The organism is Burkholderia sp. FERM BP-3421 (assembly GCF_028657905.1).
GTDB lineage: Bacteria > Pseudomonadota > Gammaproteobacteria > Burkholderiales > Burkholderiaceae > Burkholderia.
Map to the genome: position 1 here is coordinate 1,111,252 of NZ_CP117782.1, position 15,282 is coordinate 1,126,533.

Annotated in this window: 21 protein-coding genes; 6 read left to right on the plus strand and 15 right to left on the minus strand. The window is 69.6% G+C overall.

Annotation, left to right across the window (positions count from 1 at the left end; translation table 11 throughout):
• Positions 1-15 precede the first annotated feature (15 nt).
• Both Bsp3421_RS21000 and mnmH read left to right on the plus strand, forming a co-directional pair.
• Complete coding sequence (locus tag Bsp3421_RS21000) at positions 16-939, plus strand: AraC family transcriptional regulator (protein WP_274003070.1); 924 nt, start codon at positions 16-18, stop codon at positions 937-939.
• A gap of 81 nt (positions 940-1,020) precedes the next feature.
• Entirely contained in the window at positions 1,021-2,076 is a 1,056-nt protein-coding gene (gene mnmH, locus Bsp3421_RS21005) for a tRNA 2-selenouridine(34) synthase MnmH (RefSeq protein WP_274003071.1), read from the plus strand.
• Positions 2,077-2,097: 21 nt separating this feature from the next.
• Here mnmH and Bsp3421_RS21010 read toward each other — a convergent pair whose 3' ends face one another.
• The 7 genes from Bsp3421_RS21010 to Bsp3421_RS21040 all read right to left on the minus strand — a co-directional run bounded on the left by Bsp3421_RS21010 (position 2,098) and on the right by Bsp3421_RS21040 (position 6,181).
• Positions 2,098-2,403: a hypothetical protein gene (locus tag Bsp3421_RS21010; protein ID WP_274003073.1), complete on the minus strand. Its 306-nt coding sequence runs from the start codon at positions 2,401-2,403 to the stop codon at positions 2,098-2,100.
• 289 nt (positions 2,404-2,692) lie between these two features.
• On the minus strand, positions 2,693-3,028 hold the full coding sequence (locus tag Bsp3421_RS21015; protein WP_274003074.1) for a hypothetical protein: 336 nt from the start codon (positions 3,026-3,028) through the stop codon (positions 2,693-2,695).
• A gap of 21 nt (positions 3,029-3,049) precedes the next feature.
• Positions 3,050-3,712 (minus strand): hypothetical protein, encoded by a 663-nt coding sequence (locus tag Bsp3421_RS21020; protein WP_274003076.1) that lies wholly within the window; start codon positions 3,710-3,712, stop codon positions 3,050-3,052.
• A gap of 223 nt (positions 3,713-3,935) precedes the next feature.
• A complete protein-coding gene (locus Bsp3421_RS21025; RefSeq protein ID WP_274003078.1) occupies positions 3,936-4,556 on the minus strand; it encodes a LysE family translocator in 621 nt (206 codons plus the stop codon).
• Complete coding sequence (locus tag Bsp3421_RS21030) at positions 4,553-5,281, minus strand: MBL fold metallo-hydrolase (RefSeq protein ID WP_337995312.1); 729 nt, start codon at positions 5,279-5,281, stop codon at positions 4,553-4,555. Before Bsp3421_RS21030 ends, Bsp3421_RS21025 begins: the two co-directional genes overlap by 4 nt.
• Complete coding sequence (locus Bsp3421_RS21035) at positions 5,278-5,883, minus strand: DUF6875 domain-containing protein (protein ID WP_274003080.1); 606 nt, start codon at positions 5,881-5,883, stop codon at positions 5,278-5,280. The genes Bsp3421_RS21030 and Bsp3421_RS21035 overlap by 4 nt, the downstream gene beginning before the upstream one ends.
• A gap of 97 nt (positions 5,884-5,980) precedes the next feature.
• Complete coding sequence (locus Bsp3421_RS21040) at positions 5,981-6,181, minus strand: hypothetical protein (protein ID WP_274003083.1); 201 nt, start codon at positions 6,179-6,181, stop codon at positions 5,981-5,983.
• A gap of 105 nt (positions 6,182-6,286) precedes the next feature.
• On the opposite strand from Bsp3421_RS21040, the gene Bsp3421_RS21045 reads away from it, so the two are divergent.
• The 4 genes from Bsp3421_RS21045 (at position 6,287) to Bsp3421_RS21060 (ending at position 9,733) form a co-directional block, all read left to right on the plus strand.
• Positions 6,287-7,267 (plus strand): NADPH:quinone oxidoreductase family protein, encoded by a 981-nt coding sequence (locus Bsp3421_RS21045; RefSeq protein ID WP_274003085.1) that lies wholly within the window; start codon positions 6,287-6,289, stop codon positions 7,265-7,267.
• Between the two features lie 4 nt (positions 7,268-7,271).
• On the plus strand, positions 7,272-8,837 hold the full coding sequence (locus Bsp3421_RS21050) for a class I adenylate-forming enzyme family protein (protein ID WP_274003086.1): 1,566 nt from the start codon (positions 7,272-7,274) through the stop codon (positions 8,835-8,837).
• 327 nt (positions 8,838-9,164) lie between these two features.
• Positions 9,165-9,347 (plus strand): CsbD family protein, encoded by a 183-nt coding sequence (locus tag Bsp3421_RS21055; RefSeq protein WP_274003088.1) that lies wholly within the window; start codon positions 9,165-9,167, stop codon positions 9,345-9,347.
• 71 nt (positions 9,348-9,418) lie between these two features.
• Positions 9,419-9,733, plus strand: coding sequence for a BON domain-containing protein (locus tag Bsp3421_RS21060; RefSeq protein ID WP_274003090.1), 315 nt, complete (start codon positions 9,419-9,421; stop codon positions 9,731-9,733).
• Positions 9,734-9,764: 31 nt separating this feature from the next.
• On the opposite strand, the gene Bsp3421_RS21065 is transcribed toward Bsp3421_RS21060, so the two are convergent.
• The 8 genes from Bsp3421_RS21065 to Bsp3421_RS21100 all read right to left on the minus strand — a co-directional run bounded on the left by Bsp3421_RS21065 (position 9,765) and on the right by Bsp3421_RS21100 (position 14,834).
• Entirely contained in the window at positions 9,765-10,346 is a 582-nt protein-coding gene (locus Bsp3421_RS21065; protein WP_274003091.1) for a hypothetical protein, read from the minus strand.
• A gap of 19 nt (positions 10,347-10,365) precedes the next feature.
• Entirely contained in the window at positions 10,366-10,641 is a 276-nt protein-coding gene (locus Bsp3421_RS21070) for a RebB family R body protein (protein ID WP_274003092.1), read from the minus strand.
• Between the two features lie 153 nt (positions 10,642-10,794).
• Entirely contained in the window at positions 10,795-11,277 is a 483-nt protein-coding gene (locus Bsp3421_RS21075; RefSeq protein ID WP_274004309.1) for an RNA polymerase sigma factor, read from the minus strand.
• 180 nt (positions 11,278-11,457) lie between these two features.
• Positions 11,458-12,183 (minus strand): Crp/Fnr family transcriptional regulator, encoded by a 726-nt coding sequence (locus Bsp3421_RS21080; protein WP_274003094.1) that lies wholly within the window; start codon positions 12,181-12,183, stop codon positions 11,458-11,460.
• A 587-nt stretch (positions 12,184-12,770) separates the two neighbouring features.
• The gene (locus tag Bsp3421_RS21085; protein WP_274003095.1) at positions 12,771-13,094 is read right to left on the minus strand and encodes a RebB family R body protein; all 324 of its coding nucleotides are present in this window, start codon (positions 13,092-13,094) and stop codon (positions 12,771-12,773) included.
• A 158-nt stretch (positions 13,095-13,252) separates the two neighbouring features.
• Positions 13,253-13,621, minus strand: coding sequence for a RebB family R body protein (locus Bsp3421_RS21090; RefSeq protein ID WP_274003097.1), 369 nt, complete (start codon positions 13,619-13,621; stop codon positions 13,253-13,255).
• 167 nt (positions 13,622-13,788) lie between these two features.
• Positions 13,789-14,127 (minus strand): RebB family R body protein, encoded by a 339-nt coding sequence (locus Bsp3421_RS21095; RefSeq protein ID WP_274003099.1) that lies wholly within the window; start codon positions 14,125-14,127, stop codon positions 13,789-13,791.
• An 86-nt stretch (positions 14,128-14,213) separates the two neighbouring features.
• Positions 14,214-14,834: a hypothetical protein gene (locus Bsp3421_RS21100; RefSeq protein ID WP_274003100.1), complete on the minus strand. Its 621-nt coding sequence runs from the start codon at positions 14,832-14,834 to the stop codon at positions 14,214-14,216.
• Between the last annotated feature and the right edge of the window lie 448 nt (positions 14,835-15,282).

Sequence of the window (15,282 nt, forward strand, 5' to 3'; positions counted from 1 at the left end):
CTATACTCGACCCCCATGTATGCCGAGCCGCCGCCATCCTGTCCCGATCCGTATGCGCGCGCGCCCCGCGCCCCGGGCGGCGCGCAGGCCGCGCGCCTGCATCTTCCGCCGCCCGCCTTGCAGGGGGCCCTCATCGCCGTGGTCAGCCGCGATACGCGCGGCCTCGGGCTCGACGGCGCGCAGCGTCTCACTCACTTGTCGGCCTCGCCGCTCCTGACGCTCTCGTGGTTCGACAGCGACACGCTCGGCATCGTCGAGCGCGGCGAAGACGGGCCGTGCTGGCATCCGCTGCGCGCGCAGGTCGCGCTGGGCGGCAGCCAGTCGCGGCCGCTCGCCAGCTGGGGGCCGCGGGAAGGGCGCGGCGGCTTCCTGTGCATGACGGCGGATGTCGCGCGGCATCTGTTCGGGATCGATCCGGCGGCGCTCCAGGATCAGGTGGTGGATGCCGCCGCGGTGCTCGACGCGGGCTGGCAGCCCTTGTTCCGGGCGCTGGTGGCCGCGCCCGACGACGCGGCCTTGCTCGCCGCGCTCGAACAGCATCTCGCGCCGCGCTGGCAGGCGCTGCGCGGGCGCGCGAGCGCCGCGCCGACGCTGGAGCAGGTCGGCCGGCATTGGGTGCAGCGGCTCGCGCGGCAGGCGCACGAATGGCGGCGCACGCACAGCGCGCGGCAGGTCGAGCGCCGCGTGCGCGCGTACAGTGGGCGCTCGTTGCGGGAGTGGCAGGCGCTGGTGCGTTCCGAGGGCGTGTTCTTCGCCGCGCGCGCGCGTTTCGAGGCGGGCTTGCCGTTCGACTGGGCGGGCATCGCGCACGACGAGGGCTTCGCCGACCAGGCGCACCTGAGCCGCGTGTCGAAAGCCATCACCGGCTTCTCGCCGAGCGAGTTCGCGCGCCGGTTCGGCGAAGACGAATCGTTCTGGCTCTATCGGCTGTGGATTTGACGCAGGGCGTTCGGCGCCGCCGCGCATGGGATAATCGTTCTTTCCGCCAAGACCGAACCGGCCCGCTCGCCACCACCCGCCTTGAATCCACAGATTGCCACCCTCGACCAGCTGGCCGAGTTCGACGAGATCATCGATGTCCGGACCCCGCTCGAGTTCGCCGAGGACCATGTGCCCGGCGCGCTCAACGCACCCGTGCTCAGCAACGAGGAGCGCGTGATCGTCGGCACGATGTACAAGCAGGTGTCGCCGCACGAGGCGACCCGCGTCGGCGCGGCGATGGCCGCGCGCAACATCGCGCACCACCTGGACACGCTGTTCGCCGACCGGCCGCTCAAGTGGCGGCCGCTCATCTATTGCTGGCGCGGCGGCGCGCGCTCGAAATCGATGACGGTGCTGTTCAACCTGATCGGCTGGCGCGCACGCCAGCTCGAAGGCGGATACAAGCAGTACCGCCGCTCGGTGCTCGCGTCGCTCGACACGCTGCCGTCCGCGTATCGCTTCGTCGTACTGGCCGGCCCGACCGGCAGCGGCAAGACCCGGCTGCTCGGCGCGCTCGCTCAGGCGGGCGCGCAGACGCTCGACCTCGAAGGGCTGGCCGCGCATCGCGGTTCGGTGCTCGGCGCGCTGCCGGACGCGGCGCAGCCGTCGCAGAAGGCCTTCGATACCGCGCTCGTCGGCGCGCTCGAGGGCCTGGATCCCGCGCGGCCGGTGTTCGTCGAGGCGGAAAGCCGCCGGATCGGCGCGATCACGCTGCCGCTCTCGATGGTGGCGGGAATCGGCGACGCGCGCTGTGTGCGGATCGAGGCGAGCCGCGAGGAACGGGTTGCGCTGCTGCTCGACGACTACGCGCACCTGCTCGACGATCCCGCGCACTTCCACGCGCAGCTCGCGCGGCTGAGCGAACTGCATGGGCATGCGCGAATCCGCGAATGGCAGGCGCTGCTCGACGCCGGACAACGTCTGCCGCTGCTCGAGGCGCTCGTCGACACGCACTACGATCCCGCCTATGCGCGCAGCAGCCACGCACACCTGCGGCACTTGCGCGACGCGCTGCCGCTCGCGCTGCGGCCGACTGCCGACGACCTCGTCGAGCAGGCGCGCGAATTGCTGGCGCAACTCGCGCGCGACCGCTGAGGCGCGGGGCGGAGCAGGGGATCAGTTGATCCAGCCCTGTCCGCTGAACCCACAGGTGAATTCCTCGATCAGGCTGCGCCAATACCATCTGCTCGCGCAGCTGTCCACGAGCGCGGTCTGCTGGGCGCGTGCGTTCAGCGCGGTTCCGTCGTCGACGAGACGCAGCGGTTCCGCGCGCAGCGCGACGGACGCGGCGGGCACGGGAACGGGGCCGGCATAGGCGCCGCCCGTCCGGCTCGTCGCGCCGGCCGCGCCGCTGAGCGCGAGCCCGACTGCGAGCATGGTCAGGGTCCGGCGCGCCAGGTGCTTCGAATGGCTCGATGTCATGCCTGTCTCCTTGGAATGGAAGCGTCGTTGGTCGGCGTGAAGGCCGTCATCCGACGCTTCATATTAGGTAGCGCGAATGCCGAACGAGGTGCGCATGCGTCCATATTTTGGTGCGCGTCCGTTCGCAGACCGAAGCAGTGGATCGAGGCGGAGAGGGTGTCGGATCCGTTGAAAGACTGTGGCGCGGGGCCGGGGCGGGGCGTGACGGACGGCGGAATCGCGCCTGCCGCGCCCGGCGTTCACCGACGTCGCGCTGCGCCGCGCCCGACGGCCCGGGAGGCGGATGCGCTCACCGCGCGTTCACGCATGCGTAGGTGGCCGAGTACTGATACCTCGGCGCGGGATGCTGGTCGACGCCCTCCGTCACCGGCAGCGCGGCGTGCAGATGGACCCTTTTCAGTTTCGCGTCGCCGTCGCACGCACGCAGCGCGCTCGACAGACAGGGCGTTTCCGCCTGATCCGGACCGGCCACGCAGGCGACCGTGACGTGCCGCGCGAACGCGTCGGGCCCGGCGTCGCGCGCGGGAGACGCGGCGCAACCCGCCAGCGCGATCGCCAGCGGCAGGCTCGCGCGGGCGGCGGCCAGCCCGCGGACGCCCGGCGCGGAACCGGGCGTCCGCGTCATCGAACCTCCGGGCGGCAACGCTTACTGACGGACATTGATGGTCCCGAACACGCCCTGCGCGGAATAGAAGATGCGTTGATAGAGCGCGTCGTTGTAGGAATAGTCCATCACGGTGCTGATCGCGCCGAGCCGCGTGGCGGCGCACGTGAAGTTCACGCTCGCGCTGCCGCCGGACGGCGTCGCGCCGACCGTCACCGAGGTCGGTCCCGACCATTGCACGCCGCAGCCCACCGAGCTTTGGCCGACGTTGTAGCCGCGGCAGTTGAACTTCGACGTGCCGTTGCTGACCGCCGGCAGGTTCGGCCAGCGCGCGATCGCGAGATCGGCCGAGCACGAGACCGGTAGCGGGTTGCCTGCCGACAGCGAGAAATCGCCGGCGGGCGGATGCAGCGTCGCGGTCACCGGCGAAAGCTGGATGGGCCCGCCCACCGCGGCCGCGGCTTTCGCGCGCGGCGCGGCGGCGTCGGCCGCCGGATACTGGCAGACCGCCACCGCCGTGACATCTTCGCCGACGCTCAGTTGGCCCTGCTCGGTGATGTCGCGACCGCCGTTCGCCGCGCAATAGAGCGCCCGCCACGCGTGGGCCTGCGGCGCCGATGCGGCGGCGGGAGTTTCCGCACGCGGCGCCGCGCCGTGCACGGCCAGGAAAATCGGCAGGAGATAACGCCAGACTCGCAGTCGCATAATGCCCTCGTCGCTTGATGGAATCGGAATGGAAACAGACGTGATTCGAAGCGGTCGATTTAATCACCGCTCATGCTTTTTTAATCAGGCTTGCTCAAATTAAACGATCCTGGAATTTAATCCAATGAATCTTTGGTGACGTGAATCACGATCGATTCGAGCGTGCGAATGCGCAGCGGGACGGGGAGCGCGAAGGGAGGGAAGGCCGCGCGACGCACGGACTTTACATCGACGTGCGGGCGACGAGCACCGCCGCGCCGAGCAGCATCAGCCCGCTGACGCGGCTCAGGCCGCGCGCGAAGCCGGGCCGGCTGGTCCAGCGGCGCGCGAACGAGGCGGTCACGCTGTAGGCGAGCAGCACGGGATACTCGATCGCGAGCGCGGCCGCGCCGAGCCAGGCGATCGTTTTGGGAATGTCGTGTGCGTTGCCGGCGAAGGTGGGCAGGATCGCGCAGAAGAACAGCATCGACTTCGGATTCGACAGCGCGAGCAGCGCGCCGCGCCCGAACAGCGCGCCCGCGGATTCGCGACGCCCCTGCGCCAGCGCCTGCGCGCCGCCGCGCGAGAGCAGGATCTTCAGCGCGAGCCAGGCGAGATACGCGGTGCCCGCGTACTTCACGATGTCGAATGCCGTCGGGCTCGCGAACAGGATCGCGCTCAGGCCGAGCGCGGACGCCGCGCAATACACGAGATTGCCCGCGAGAATCCCGAGCACGCCCGCCTGCGCGCGCAGCCAGCCGTTGGTCATCGCCTGGCCGATCACCTGCATCACGGCGGGGCCGGGCGTCAGGTTCAGCAGGAAGGTGGTCGCCGCGAACGTGACGAGCAGTTTCCAGTCGATCACGCGCGGCGCGCCTCGGCGGTCGACGCCTGCTCGCAGTAGTCGAGCAGGTCCGAAATTACGCGCGGAATGTCGTGGGTGATCGCCGGGCCGTGCATCGGCAGGATCAGATCGAGATCGAGCGCCCGGATCTTGCGCAGCGCGGCAGCGAAATGACGCAGCGACGGCAGGTAGCCGGACTTCTCGATCGACGCGACGATGGCCGCGACCGGATCGTCGTGCGGCGTTGCGACATCGCCGTGGCTCATGAACAGGTCGGACGACAGCAGCGTCCGGTACGCCGGCAGGTAGACGACCAGCGAATCCCACTGGTGCACGTGCGTCGCGAACAGCGGCACGACCTCGGTGCCGGACAGCGTGACGGGCGCGCCGTCCTTGAGCGGCTTCGCGCGCACCTCGAACAGATCGGCGAGCGCGTGCGTGCAGATCGGGTGCGCGTAGGCGGTGAGGCGGGGATTGGCGGCGAGGAACTCGGGCAGCGCGCCCATCTCGTCGGCCTCGAAATGCGGCACGACGATGCTGCCGACCTGCGCGGCCGACAGGCCGAGCGCGCCGAGTTGCCGCGCCAGCTCGGGAAAGGTCGCGCGCATGCCGGTTTCGACGCACAGCAGTTCGCCCTCGGGCGACTTCACGAAGAACTGGCTGAACGCCAGCTTCAGCTTCTCGACATACAGGCTGGTGCGAAACAGCCCCGAACGCATTTCAACGGCGGATGACGACGTGCTCACTGCGCGAGCCCTCTTTGCTGTTCGTACTGGCGGATGACCCGGGTCCCACGCTCGGCGAACCAGTCGCGATAGGTGGCCATGTAGCTGGCGTCGTCGTACAGGAACGCGACATCGGTGGGGACCATGTTGCGGATCGCGATCAACGGGACGGGACATTGTAGCGGACGGAACTCGGGGTTCCAAAGCCCGCGCTCGTCGCAGTCCGGATAGAACTGGCCGATCATGAGACGGCGCGCCACGAACGTCGGCTTCAGGCGCTGCTGCGCGGCCGCCACCACGCGGGCAGGCTCCGCGAGCCGCAGCGGCACGATCAGCCGGCAGCGATAGAGATCGCCCGGGCCGCCGCTGCGTTCGAAATCGCCGAGGTGGTCGAGGAGTTCCTCCACGAATCCGGTTTCGACGCGCGCATTGCTGCACACGAACTCGAAGGTGTTCTTCATGATCGCGGCGCGCGTGAACGGGCAGACGTCGCCGCTGCGGCCCACCGCCGGATGCGGCGCGCACAGGAATTGTTCCGCCCAGTGCGCAATCGGCGCGAGATCCGCGCTCGCCTGCGCATCGCCGAATGTCAGCACATTGAAATCGGTCGTGTATTGTTCCACGGGATTCTCCGTCGATGATGATTAATACATTAACGCGTGGATAAATGCGATACACCTGTTGGAATTGGCAGGGATAACGAAAAAGACGAAAATTAATTCATTGGAATTTGAAACAATGAAACCCGCGAATCGAGCGGAAGTAAAAAATCGATTTTTCCGTCAATGAAATGACATCGACGCGGAATTGCCCGGCGGGCGAACCGGAATGCCGAAGACGCCGCCCGCGCGCAGACGCCTCCGTTTCAAACATGCGTTCCAGCGCATGCTCGACGCAGCCGCGGTGGGGAATGGCTATCATGGCCGCGGCAGCATACGAAGGCGGAAGACGAGATGACGCGGGCCGGCTGGCGCGCGATCGGACATCGGGCGCGCGGGCCGCGCGCCGCATCGGGAGACAAGCCACATGAAAGCACTGCTTTGCCATGCATTCGGGCCGCTTGACCAGTTGCGGGTCGAGGACGCGCCGGCGCCCACGCCCGCGGCCGGCGAGGTGCGGATCGACGTGAAGGCCGCATCGCTCAATTTTCCGGACGTGCTGATCGCGCAGGGCCTCTACCAGGTCAAGCCGGCGCTGCCGTTCTCGCCCGGCGCCGAGTTCGCGGGCGTGATCGACGCGCTCGGGCCCGACGTCCGCGGCTGGCGCGTGGGCGACGCGGTGATCGCGTCGCCGGGCTACGGCGGCTTCGCGCAGCAGTGCGTCGCGCCCGCCGAGCGGCTGATGGCGCTGCCGGCCGGCATGGACTTCGAACAGGGCGCGGCGTTCGTGCTGACCTACGGCACGTCGCTGCATGCGTTGCAGCGGCGCGCGCGGCTGCAAGCCGGCGAGACCGTGCTCGTGCTCGGCGCGGCGGGCGGCGTCGGGATCGCGGCGGTCGAGATCGCGAAGGCGCTGGGCGCGCGCGTGATCGCGGCCGCCTCGAGCGACGACAAGCTCGCGCTGTGCCGCGACGCCGGCGCCGACGAGTTCATTCACTACGGCAACGAGGATCTGCGGCGGCGCGTCGACACGCTCACGCAGGGACGCGGCGTGGACGTGGTCTACGATCCCGTGGGCGGCGCGTACAGCGAGGCCGCGCTGCGCGCGACCGCGTGGCGCGGGCGTTACCTGGTGGTGGGCTTTGCGAACGGCGAGATTCCGAAGCTGCCGCTCAATCTGACGCTGCTGAAGGAGCGCGATGTCCTGGGGGTGTTCTGGGGCGACGCGATGCGGCGTGCGCCGGCGCACTACGCCGAGGACATGCAGCTGCTGGCCGCCTGGTTCGCCGAGGGACGGGTGCGGCCGGCGATCACCGAACGCGTGCCGCTCGCGCGCACGGCCGACGCGCTCGCGCGCATGGCGGGCCGGGCGGTGAAGGGCAAGGTCATCGTGCAACCGGGAGCGTGACGCCATGACGACTGCAACGATCGAAATCGCCGGCCTGCCGTTCGTAAGCCTCCCCGATGCGGTGCGCCATCATGCGCGGGCATGCAGCGACGCGCCCGCGCTCGTGTGCGACGGCGAGACGCTGAGCTACGCCGCGCTGGATACCCTGGCCGAACGCTGTGCGAGCGCGCTGCAGCGCGACGGCATCGCGCCGGAGGAGGTCGTCGCGATCTGCGCGAGCGCATCGCCGCGCTATGTCGCGGCCTTCATCGGGGCGCTGCGGGCCGGCGCGGCAGTCGCGCCGCTGTCGCCGAGCGCGCATCCGGACAGCCTGGCCGCGATGATCGCCAATGCCGGCGCACGCGTGCTGCTGCTCGACGAGCCGGTCGAGCGGGCGCTCGAGGCGGTCGCGCTGCCGGCCGGCCCGACCCTGATCCGCCTGGACACGGCGGGCACGCCCGCCGCGCCCGGGTTCGACACCTGGCTCGCGCCGGCCGGCACGGCCGCGCGGCGGGTGGAGATCCGCCCCGAGTGGGCATTCAACCTCATCTATTCGTCGGGCACCACCGGCGTGCCGAAAGGCATCGTGCAGTCGCACGCGATGCGTTTTTCCTACAGCGCGCGCGGCGCGGAGCGCGGCTACGGGCCGGGCTCGGTGACGCTGACCGCGACGCCGCTCTATTCGAACACCACGCTCGTGTCGTTCTTCCCGACGCTCGCCCTCGGCGGCACCGTGGTGCTGATGCCGAAGTTCGACGCGACGACGTACCTCGAACTGGCGCAGCGCCATCGCGCGACCCACACGATGCTCGTGCCGGTGCAGTATCAGCGGCTGATCGCGCATCCGGACTTCGATCGCTACGACCTGTCGAGCTTTCTCGCGAAGTCGTGCACGAGCGCGCCGTTCGCGGCCGGCGTGAAGGCCGAGGTCGTGCGCCGCTGGCCGGGCGTGTTGAGCGAGTTCTACGGGATGACCGAGGGCGGCGCGTCGTGCGAGCTGTGCGCGAACGCGCATCCGGACAAGCTGCACACGGTCGGCAAGCCGATGCCCGGCCACGAGATGCGCATCATCGACGAGCAGGGCCGGGAGCTGGAGCCGGGCGCGATCGGCGAGGTGGTCGGCCGCTCGCCGACGATGATGACGGGCTACTACCGGCAGCCGGACAAGACGGCCGAGGCGGAGTGGTTCGACGCCGAGGGGCAGCGCTACATCCGCACGGGCGACATCGGCCGCTTCGACCCGGACGGCTTCCTGGTGCTGATGGACCGCAAGAAGGACATGATCATCTCGGGCGGGTTCAACATCTATCCGAGCGACCTCGAACAGGTGCTCGTCACGCATCCGGACATCGCGGAAGCGGCGGTGGTCGGGGTGGCCTCCGAGCGCTGGGGCGAGACGCCCGTCGCCTTCGTCACGCTGCGCGACGGCGCGGGCGCGACGGGAGCGGCGCTCGCGGAATGGGCCAATGCGCGGCTCGGCCGCACGCAGCGGCTCGCGGACGTGGTGGTGATCGACGCCTTGCCGCGCAGCCCGATCGGCAAGGTGCTCAAGCGCGAGCTGCGCGACGGATTCCGGTCGTCGGTGGCTTAGCATGCGCGGGGGGCGCGCCGATCCCGCGGTCGGCGCGCGATGCAGGGGCGGCCGGCTCGCGCCGGCACGGCGCGGCGGATGCCGGGAGCGCCCCGGCGCAGGCATCGGCATCGACCGCGTTTTATTCTTCGCCCGCAATCTCATTCCCGATGGATCCACCCGCCCGGTGTGGATGCACCCGGTGTGGATGTACCCGGTGCGGATGCACTAGCCGCGCTGGGGCATCTGTCACTGTCGCATGCCCTTCACGACTGGAATCATGGTGACTCGACGGCAACGCGCATGCGACGCGCCGAGCCGCCTTTCCTGATTTCAACGGAGTGAACCATGGACAAGAACCGTATCGAAGGCAAGCTCAAGCAGGTGAAGGGGGCGGTCAAGGAAACGCTGGGCAAGGTGACGGGCGATCGCACCACGCAGGCCGAGGGCCAGGCGGAGAAGACCGCCGGCAAGCTGCAGGAGAAGGCCGGCGAGGCCGCGGACGCGATCCGCAAGCACACCGGCGCCTGAGCGGCGCCCGCCGTCGCATCGTCGCATTCCCGCCGCATCGCCGGCATCCCCGAACCGAACGAGGTCACGCAATGAACACGCATCGATTCGCTCCCGCACTGATGGTCGCCATGCTCGCGCTGACGCCGGGCGCTCGCGCGCAACAACAGGCGCCGCTGCCCGAGGACAACGCACTGGAAGGCCGCGTGGTCGCCGCGCTCTCGCATGATCGCGCCATCCGTACGCCCACCCGCATCCAGGTCCGCGCCGATACCTCGGGCGCGGTGACCTTGACGGGCGACCTGGGCTCGAACCACGAGATCGGCGCGGCGGTCGCGACGACCAAGCGCGTCGAGGGCGTGCGCGCGCTGCACAGCGGGCTCGTCGTCAATCAAAGCCTGAATTGAGCAGGCCGTGCGCCGCGCGGCGCACGGCGCGTCATGCGCCTTTCTTGTCGAGCAGCGCCTGATACTTCTGCAGGCTCTGATCGATCTTGTCGAGGGCGATGCTGGCCGCTTCGCCCTCGATCGCCTCGGCGGCGCCCGCGACCATCGCCGCCGTCGCGACGAACAGGTCGGTCAGCAGCAGCCCCATCGCATCCATCGCCATGCCGCCGGCGTCCTCGTCGATGGTCTTTTGCGCGAGATCCTTCATGAGCACGCTCTTGCCGGCGATCGCCAGCGACGCCGACGCCTCGAAGTAGTTGGCGGCCGCCTGCGCGACCATGCCGCCCGCCTGCGTGATCATCATGTTGGGGCCGACCGCGATCTGGGTCGTCGCGTAGGCCGCCGTTTCCGCGTTGATCGCCTGCACCGACTCGATGCTCTGGCGATTCAACAGCGTCGGCGCGCCCGCCGGGTCCGGCGCGCGCAGCGCGCCCGAGAACTGCTTCAGGCGGCTCGCCGGCCACGCGCGGGCCAGCGGCGCAGGCGGCGCGAGCGCGCCGACCGGGTCGGGCGGCGGGGGCGCCTCGGGCGCGGGGGCGCCGCGTCGGGCGGGCGGAGTGGTCTTCCTCGTCATTGTTCAAGCGTCTCCGTGGTCAGGTCGCCGCGTCCCGAGCCGGCTGGCCGGCCGCCGTCGGGCTCTTCGCCGACGGCTCGACGGACAGGATCATCGCCACGGCCTTGGATACGACTGCATTGGAAATCTGGTTGAGCGCCGCCTGCTGCTGCGTCATGTTCTGCGCCGAGATGCCGACCGCCTGGCCGAACATCTGGTAAAGCATGCCCAGTGCCTGGGCCGGGGATCCCGCGACGACGTTCACGTTGGTCTGCGTGAGCGCGTCGGTGATCTGTTCGTTGACTTTGTCTGCCACGAGGCCTCCTCGGATCTCGGGTGCGGCGGCGGATGGAAGGAAACGGGCCGGCCGACGAAGCGGCGTTGCCCTCTGCGATTACGGACGCGGCCGGCCGACGCTTGTGAATCCGGGCGAGGCAATCCGCGCGACGTCCTTTGCGCGAGGCCATCCTCACCCCAGTTCGGCCCTCAGCTTCTTGCGCAGCAGTTCCACCCGTTTGCGTGCGAGCGGCTCGTTGATCCCGAGCGTCGCGGCGATGTGCAGATAAGGCCGCTCCTCCTCGAACTTGAGCGAGAACAGCGTGCGCTGCTGCGGCGTGAGCGCGGCAAGCACATGTTCGAGACGCAGCAGCTGCTGGCGCAGCAACAGCTGATGTTCGACCGACGGCGCGTGGCCGGCGAGTTCGATCAGGTGATCTTCATCCCAGTCGGCGTCGAATTCGATCACGCTGCTTTCCCGGTGCCGGCGACGCGCGTGGTCGAGAAACGCGTGATTGAGCGCGAGGAACAGGAAGCCGGCGAGATTCTGCACGCGCTCCGGGGAGCGCTGCAGATAGAGGTGCACCTTGAGCGCGGTATCCGACATCAATTCATCGGCGCGGTGGATGTCTCCCTTGCATAAAAGGCGGGCGCGGCGGCGAAGTTTCCCCTGCATTTCCCGCCACGTGCGATCGAGCTGTTCGGTGAGCAGCGGATCAGTCCGAGTCTCGGATGGATTCGAGGATTTCATCCTGTATTTTCCTGATGGGTGGAAAACACAGGATCCCGGCGAAGCCATGCGGGGCGCAGTTATGCAGGTAACACCGCGCCTTCGCCGGCCGCGCGCCGAACCCGTTCATTGATTGCCGGCCACGATCGAGCGCAGCCGCTCCGGCGCTTCGATCGTCAAGCCATGCCGATGCAAACGGATAAAGCCTTCGCGCTGTAGTTTCTGGAGAATGATATTGAGGCGCGGCCGGCTGACATTGAGCATCGCGGCCAGAATCGCCTGGTTCGCGGGCAGCAGGATTTCCTGGCTGCCGCCGTGCATCGGATCCAGCAGATAGCGCGCGAGCCGCGCCTCCAGCCGGTACAGGCAAGCCGATTCGACGAAGTCGCTCAGCTCGTGGACATGGCGGCAGAGCTGCTCGTGGATACGGGCCATGAACTCCACGTTGGCGCGCAGCGGCGCGAAGTACGCGCGATGCAGCAGCGCGATCCGGCAGTCGGGGCTCAGTTGCGCGGTGAAGCTGCGGCGATGCGGCCCGAGCAGCGCGCTTTCGCCGATCATCTCGCCCGGCAGCGAATGGCCGACGATGATTTCCCGCCCGCCCGGTTCGTGCAGCGTCTTGTACACGCGGCCCTGCTGGACGAAGGCGATGAAGTCCTCGGGATCGCCCTTGAAGAACAGCAGGCGATTGCCGCGCCCCGAGCGCGGGGCGAGATGCTGCTCGACATGCAGGCGGAGCGAATCGGGAAGCGTGTCGAGTATCGACGACGCGGATGACGCCTGAGGCTGGGCAAGGGCGAGAGCTGACATGGTCTCCGTACGCAGTTGTATAGGTTGATCTGGCCACTCCACTCAGCGGAAAAACGTCCGTGTCCGTACGGTGTGAAAAGGGGGTTCGAATACCTACCAGAACAGGTAGGGCGGCGGGCGGCGGAAGGGGCGTGACTGCGCTGAGCGTGGGAAGGCGCGTACGAGACCGTGGTGGAGGGCGAAGCGTCGCGGGCGGGAAGCGGCCTCGGTGGCGTCGGTGTCGTCGCTATCGCGGCCTCGGACGCGGATGCGAAGACCGGCTGCGGCGTTTCCCCGAAGTCGTCCGGGCCTGCCCGGTTGCGAGCGGCGCCCCCGGAATTCGCGCACCCGAGATCCGGGATGTCCGGCTTACGGCCGGGTTGCCCGAACGCCCCGCCGGCGGCGCGGCCGTCCGGGCGTCACGGCGGCCCGGATAGCCTTCCGGAGAGTCCGCCGCGATCGGCGCGCGGGCATCGGCGCCGAATCGGATTCGTCCTGATTCGATGCACGCGCATCGATCGCGAGGCGCGCGCCGGCGGGCAGCGCCTGGAGGACGAGCCGGCCACCCCGGCGGAAGAAGAACGGCAGGCCGCCGCCCGGCTTCGCGCCGGCTCTCCGCCGCGCATCGACACGCAGGGCCGCCCGATGCGTCAGCCGCGTCGGGGATTCAGCGCGGTGATCAGCTGGGCGATCGGCGCGAGCTGGGCCAGCGGGTTCTGGTTCGCCGCGCGCGCGGCTGCCGCCACGCCCACGGGCGATCCCGCATAGAGCTGCAGGATGCCGACGGTGGTCGCGGCCATGTTCGCGGCCGCCTGGTTCGCCTGCATCTGCACGGCGTTGTGAAGCAGGATCGACGTCGCGTGCGCATTCGACTGCATGAGCGTGCCCAGCGCGACGGCGGGCGACTCGCCCACGACCTTGACGTTGGCCTGGGTGACGGCATCGGTGATCGCGGGGGAGACCTGATCTGGCATGGCGTTGCTCCTCGATGGCAGGGAAGGGGGCGGGGAGGGCGCGAATGGGAACGTCCACGCGCGGAACCGGCCGCCGCCGGGATGCGGCGGCGGCCGGCATCAACGGCGGCCGGGTCCGGCCGGCCGCCGACGGGCGCTTACGCGCCGCCGACGGGCGCTTACGCGCCGCCGCCGAGCGCCTTGCCGAGCGCGATCGCGCTGGCCAGCGCGGACAGCACGCCGGCCGTGCCGATCTCGGTGGCGGCCGCGCCGGCGCTCTCCGCGCCGAGCGCGTATAGCTGCATCGTGCCGACATTGGTCGAGGTCTGCAGCTGGATCGCCGCCTGCGATTGCTGCTGCACGGCGTTCTCGAACAGGATGCCGAGCGAGTGGCTCTGCGCCTGGTACAGCGAACCCATCGCCATTGCGGGGGCTTCCGCGACCACTTTCACATTGGTCTGGGTGACCGCGTCGGTGATCGCCGGATTCACGCCGCATGCCTTGCAGGGCGTGGTCGTGGTGGGCGTGGTCGGATCAGGGGTGGGCATGGACGAATCTCCTGGTTGGCTGGCCATCGCGACGGTGGGCCGGCGCTGCGCACAGCGGAATCAATAGGGGGTGACGAAGCATGGGAGCGACGCATCGCGCGGCGCGCAGGGCTCGCGCGCCGGCGACGGCGGCCCGCCGCATCGGGCCGCCGCGCGTGAGGCGCGCGTCAGGCGGTGCCGCCGATGGTCTTGCCGATGGCGATCACGTCGGCCAGCACGGCGAGGATGCCGTTCGAGCCGATCTCGGTGGCCGCCGCGCCCGCGCTTTCCGGTCCGATCGTGTACAGCTGCATCGTGCCGACGTTGGTCGAGGTCTGCGACTGGATCGCCGCCTGCGATTGCTGCTGCACGGCGTTCTCGAACAGGATGCTCAGCGAATGGCTCTGGGCTTGATACAGCGAACCCATCGCCATCGCCGGCGCTTCGGCGACCACCTTCACGTTCGCTTGCGTGACCGCATCGGTGATCGCGGGATTGACTTGGCACACTTGGCACGTATCCGACATCTTTTGCTCCTTGGTTCAGGTGACGACATTGAGGGATCGCACACCGGGAGCCTGCCGCTGCTGCGTCGCGCCGCGTGTCCCAGGTGCTATTCCAAGGACGCTTCGTCAGGCGGCGCGTGAACCGCGGGCGACGGTTCGGCCGGTGCGGGCGCGGCGACGGTCGCGGCCTGCGCGCCCAGCGCAGCGAGCCACGCGTGGATCTCGTTCACCTGCTGCGCGAGCGGCGCCAGATGGATGACGAAGCTGCGCTCGACTTCCTGGCGGATCAGGTCGGCCAGATGCTCGGCGATCGCCTCGAGCGCCTGCCGGGTCGCATCCTGCGTGGCCGCACCGTCGGCCGGCGGCGGCGCGGCGGCGGGCTCGCCCGCGTCGACCATGCCCGCCACCTTCTGCTGTTCGTTTTCCAGCAGCCGTTGCGTCGTGGCGTTCTGCGTGTCGATGGTTTGCAGAATGCCGCGCATGTTCTCGTAGGCGCGCTGCTGGTTCAGTTGCAGGAAGTGACGCATCTGCTGGCGCACGGCCTGGCGGTTGTTCGCCCCCGGCGCGGCGGCGTTCGCCGCGCGCGGGGCGCCGGGCGTCGCATCGGGCGAAGCCGGCTGCTGTCGTATCTGCTGCAGCAGCCACCGCTCCAGTTCGGGCGTCAGCGGCTGCCCCAGGCGTTGCTCCGCGAGTTGGCGAAACTGCGGGGTGAGCGATTCGTCAGGCATGGCCGGCTCCCGTTGCATGCGCGCACCTGCGCGCGTCGGCCGGAAGGCGCCGCGACGCGGCGGGGCGGTTGCATGGGCGGGGCGGTGCTTCAGGCATGGCGTTCTCCACGGTGAGGGACACAGAGGGCGTGCTCGCCGGAAGGTTCGGCGGGACTGAGGCAAGGACGGCCGGCGACGCCTGCGCGTGAAGAAAAATCTGCGACCGGCGAATGCGCAGCGGGGATGCGCGGGATGCGCGGGGCCGGGTGGGGCGACCCGCCGCGCGTGGCCGGGCTGCACGAGCGGGCTCCGTGCGCGGCGGCGCGACCGGCAAGCACGTTGCTCGTGCGCGGCCCGTGATCGCCGGGCACGGTGCGTGGCACGCGCTCCTGCGAATCGGCGCCATGCGGTGTGCGCGGCGGCGCGGGGCATTTCAGTGCGCCGATCGACGCGTGCCGGCGCGCCGGGC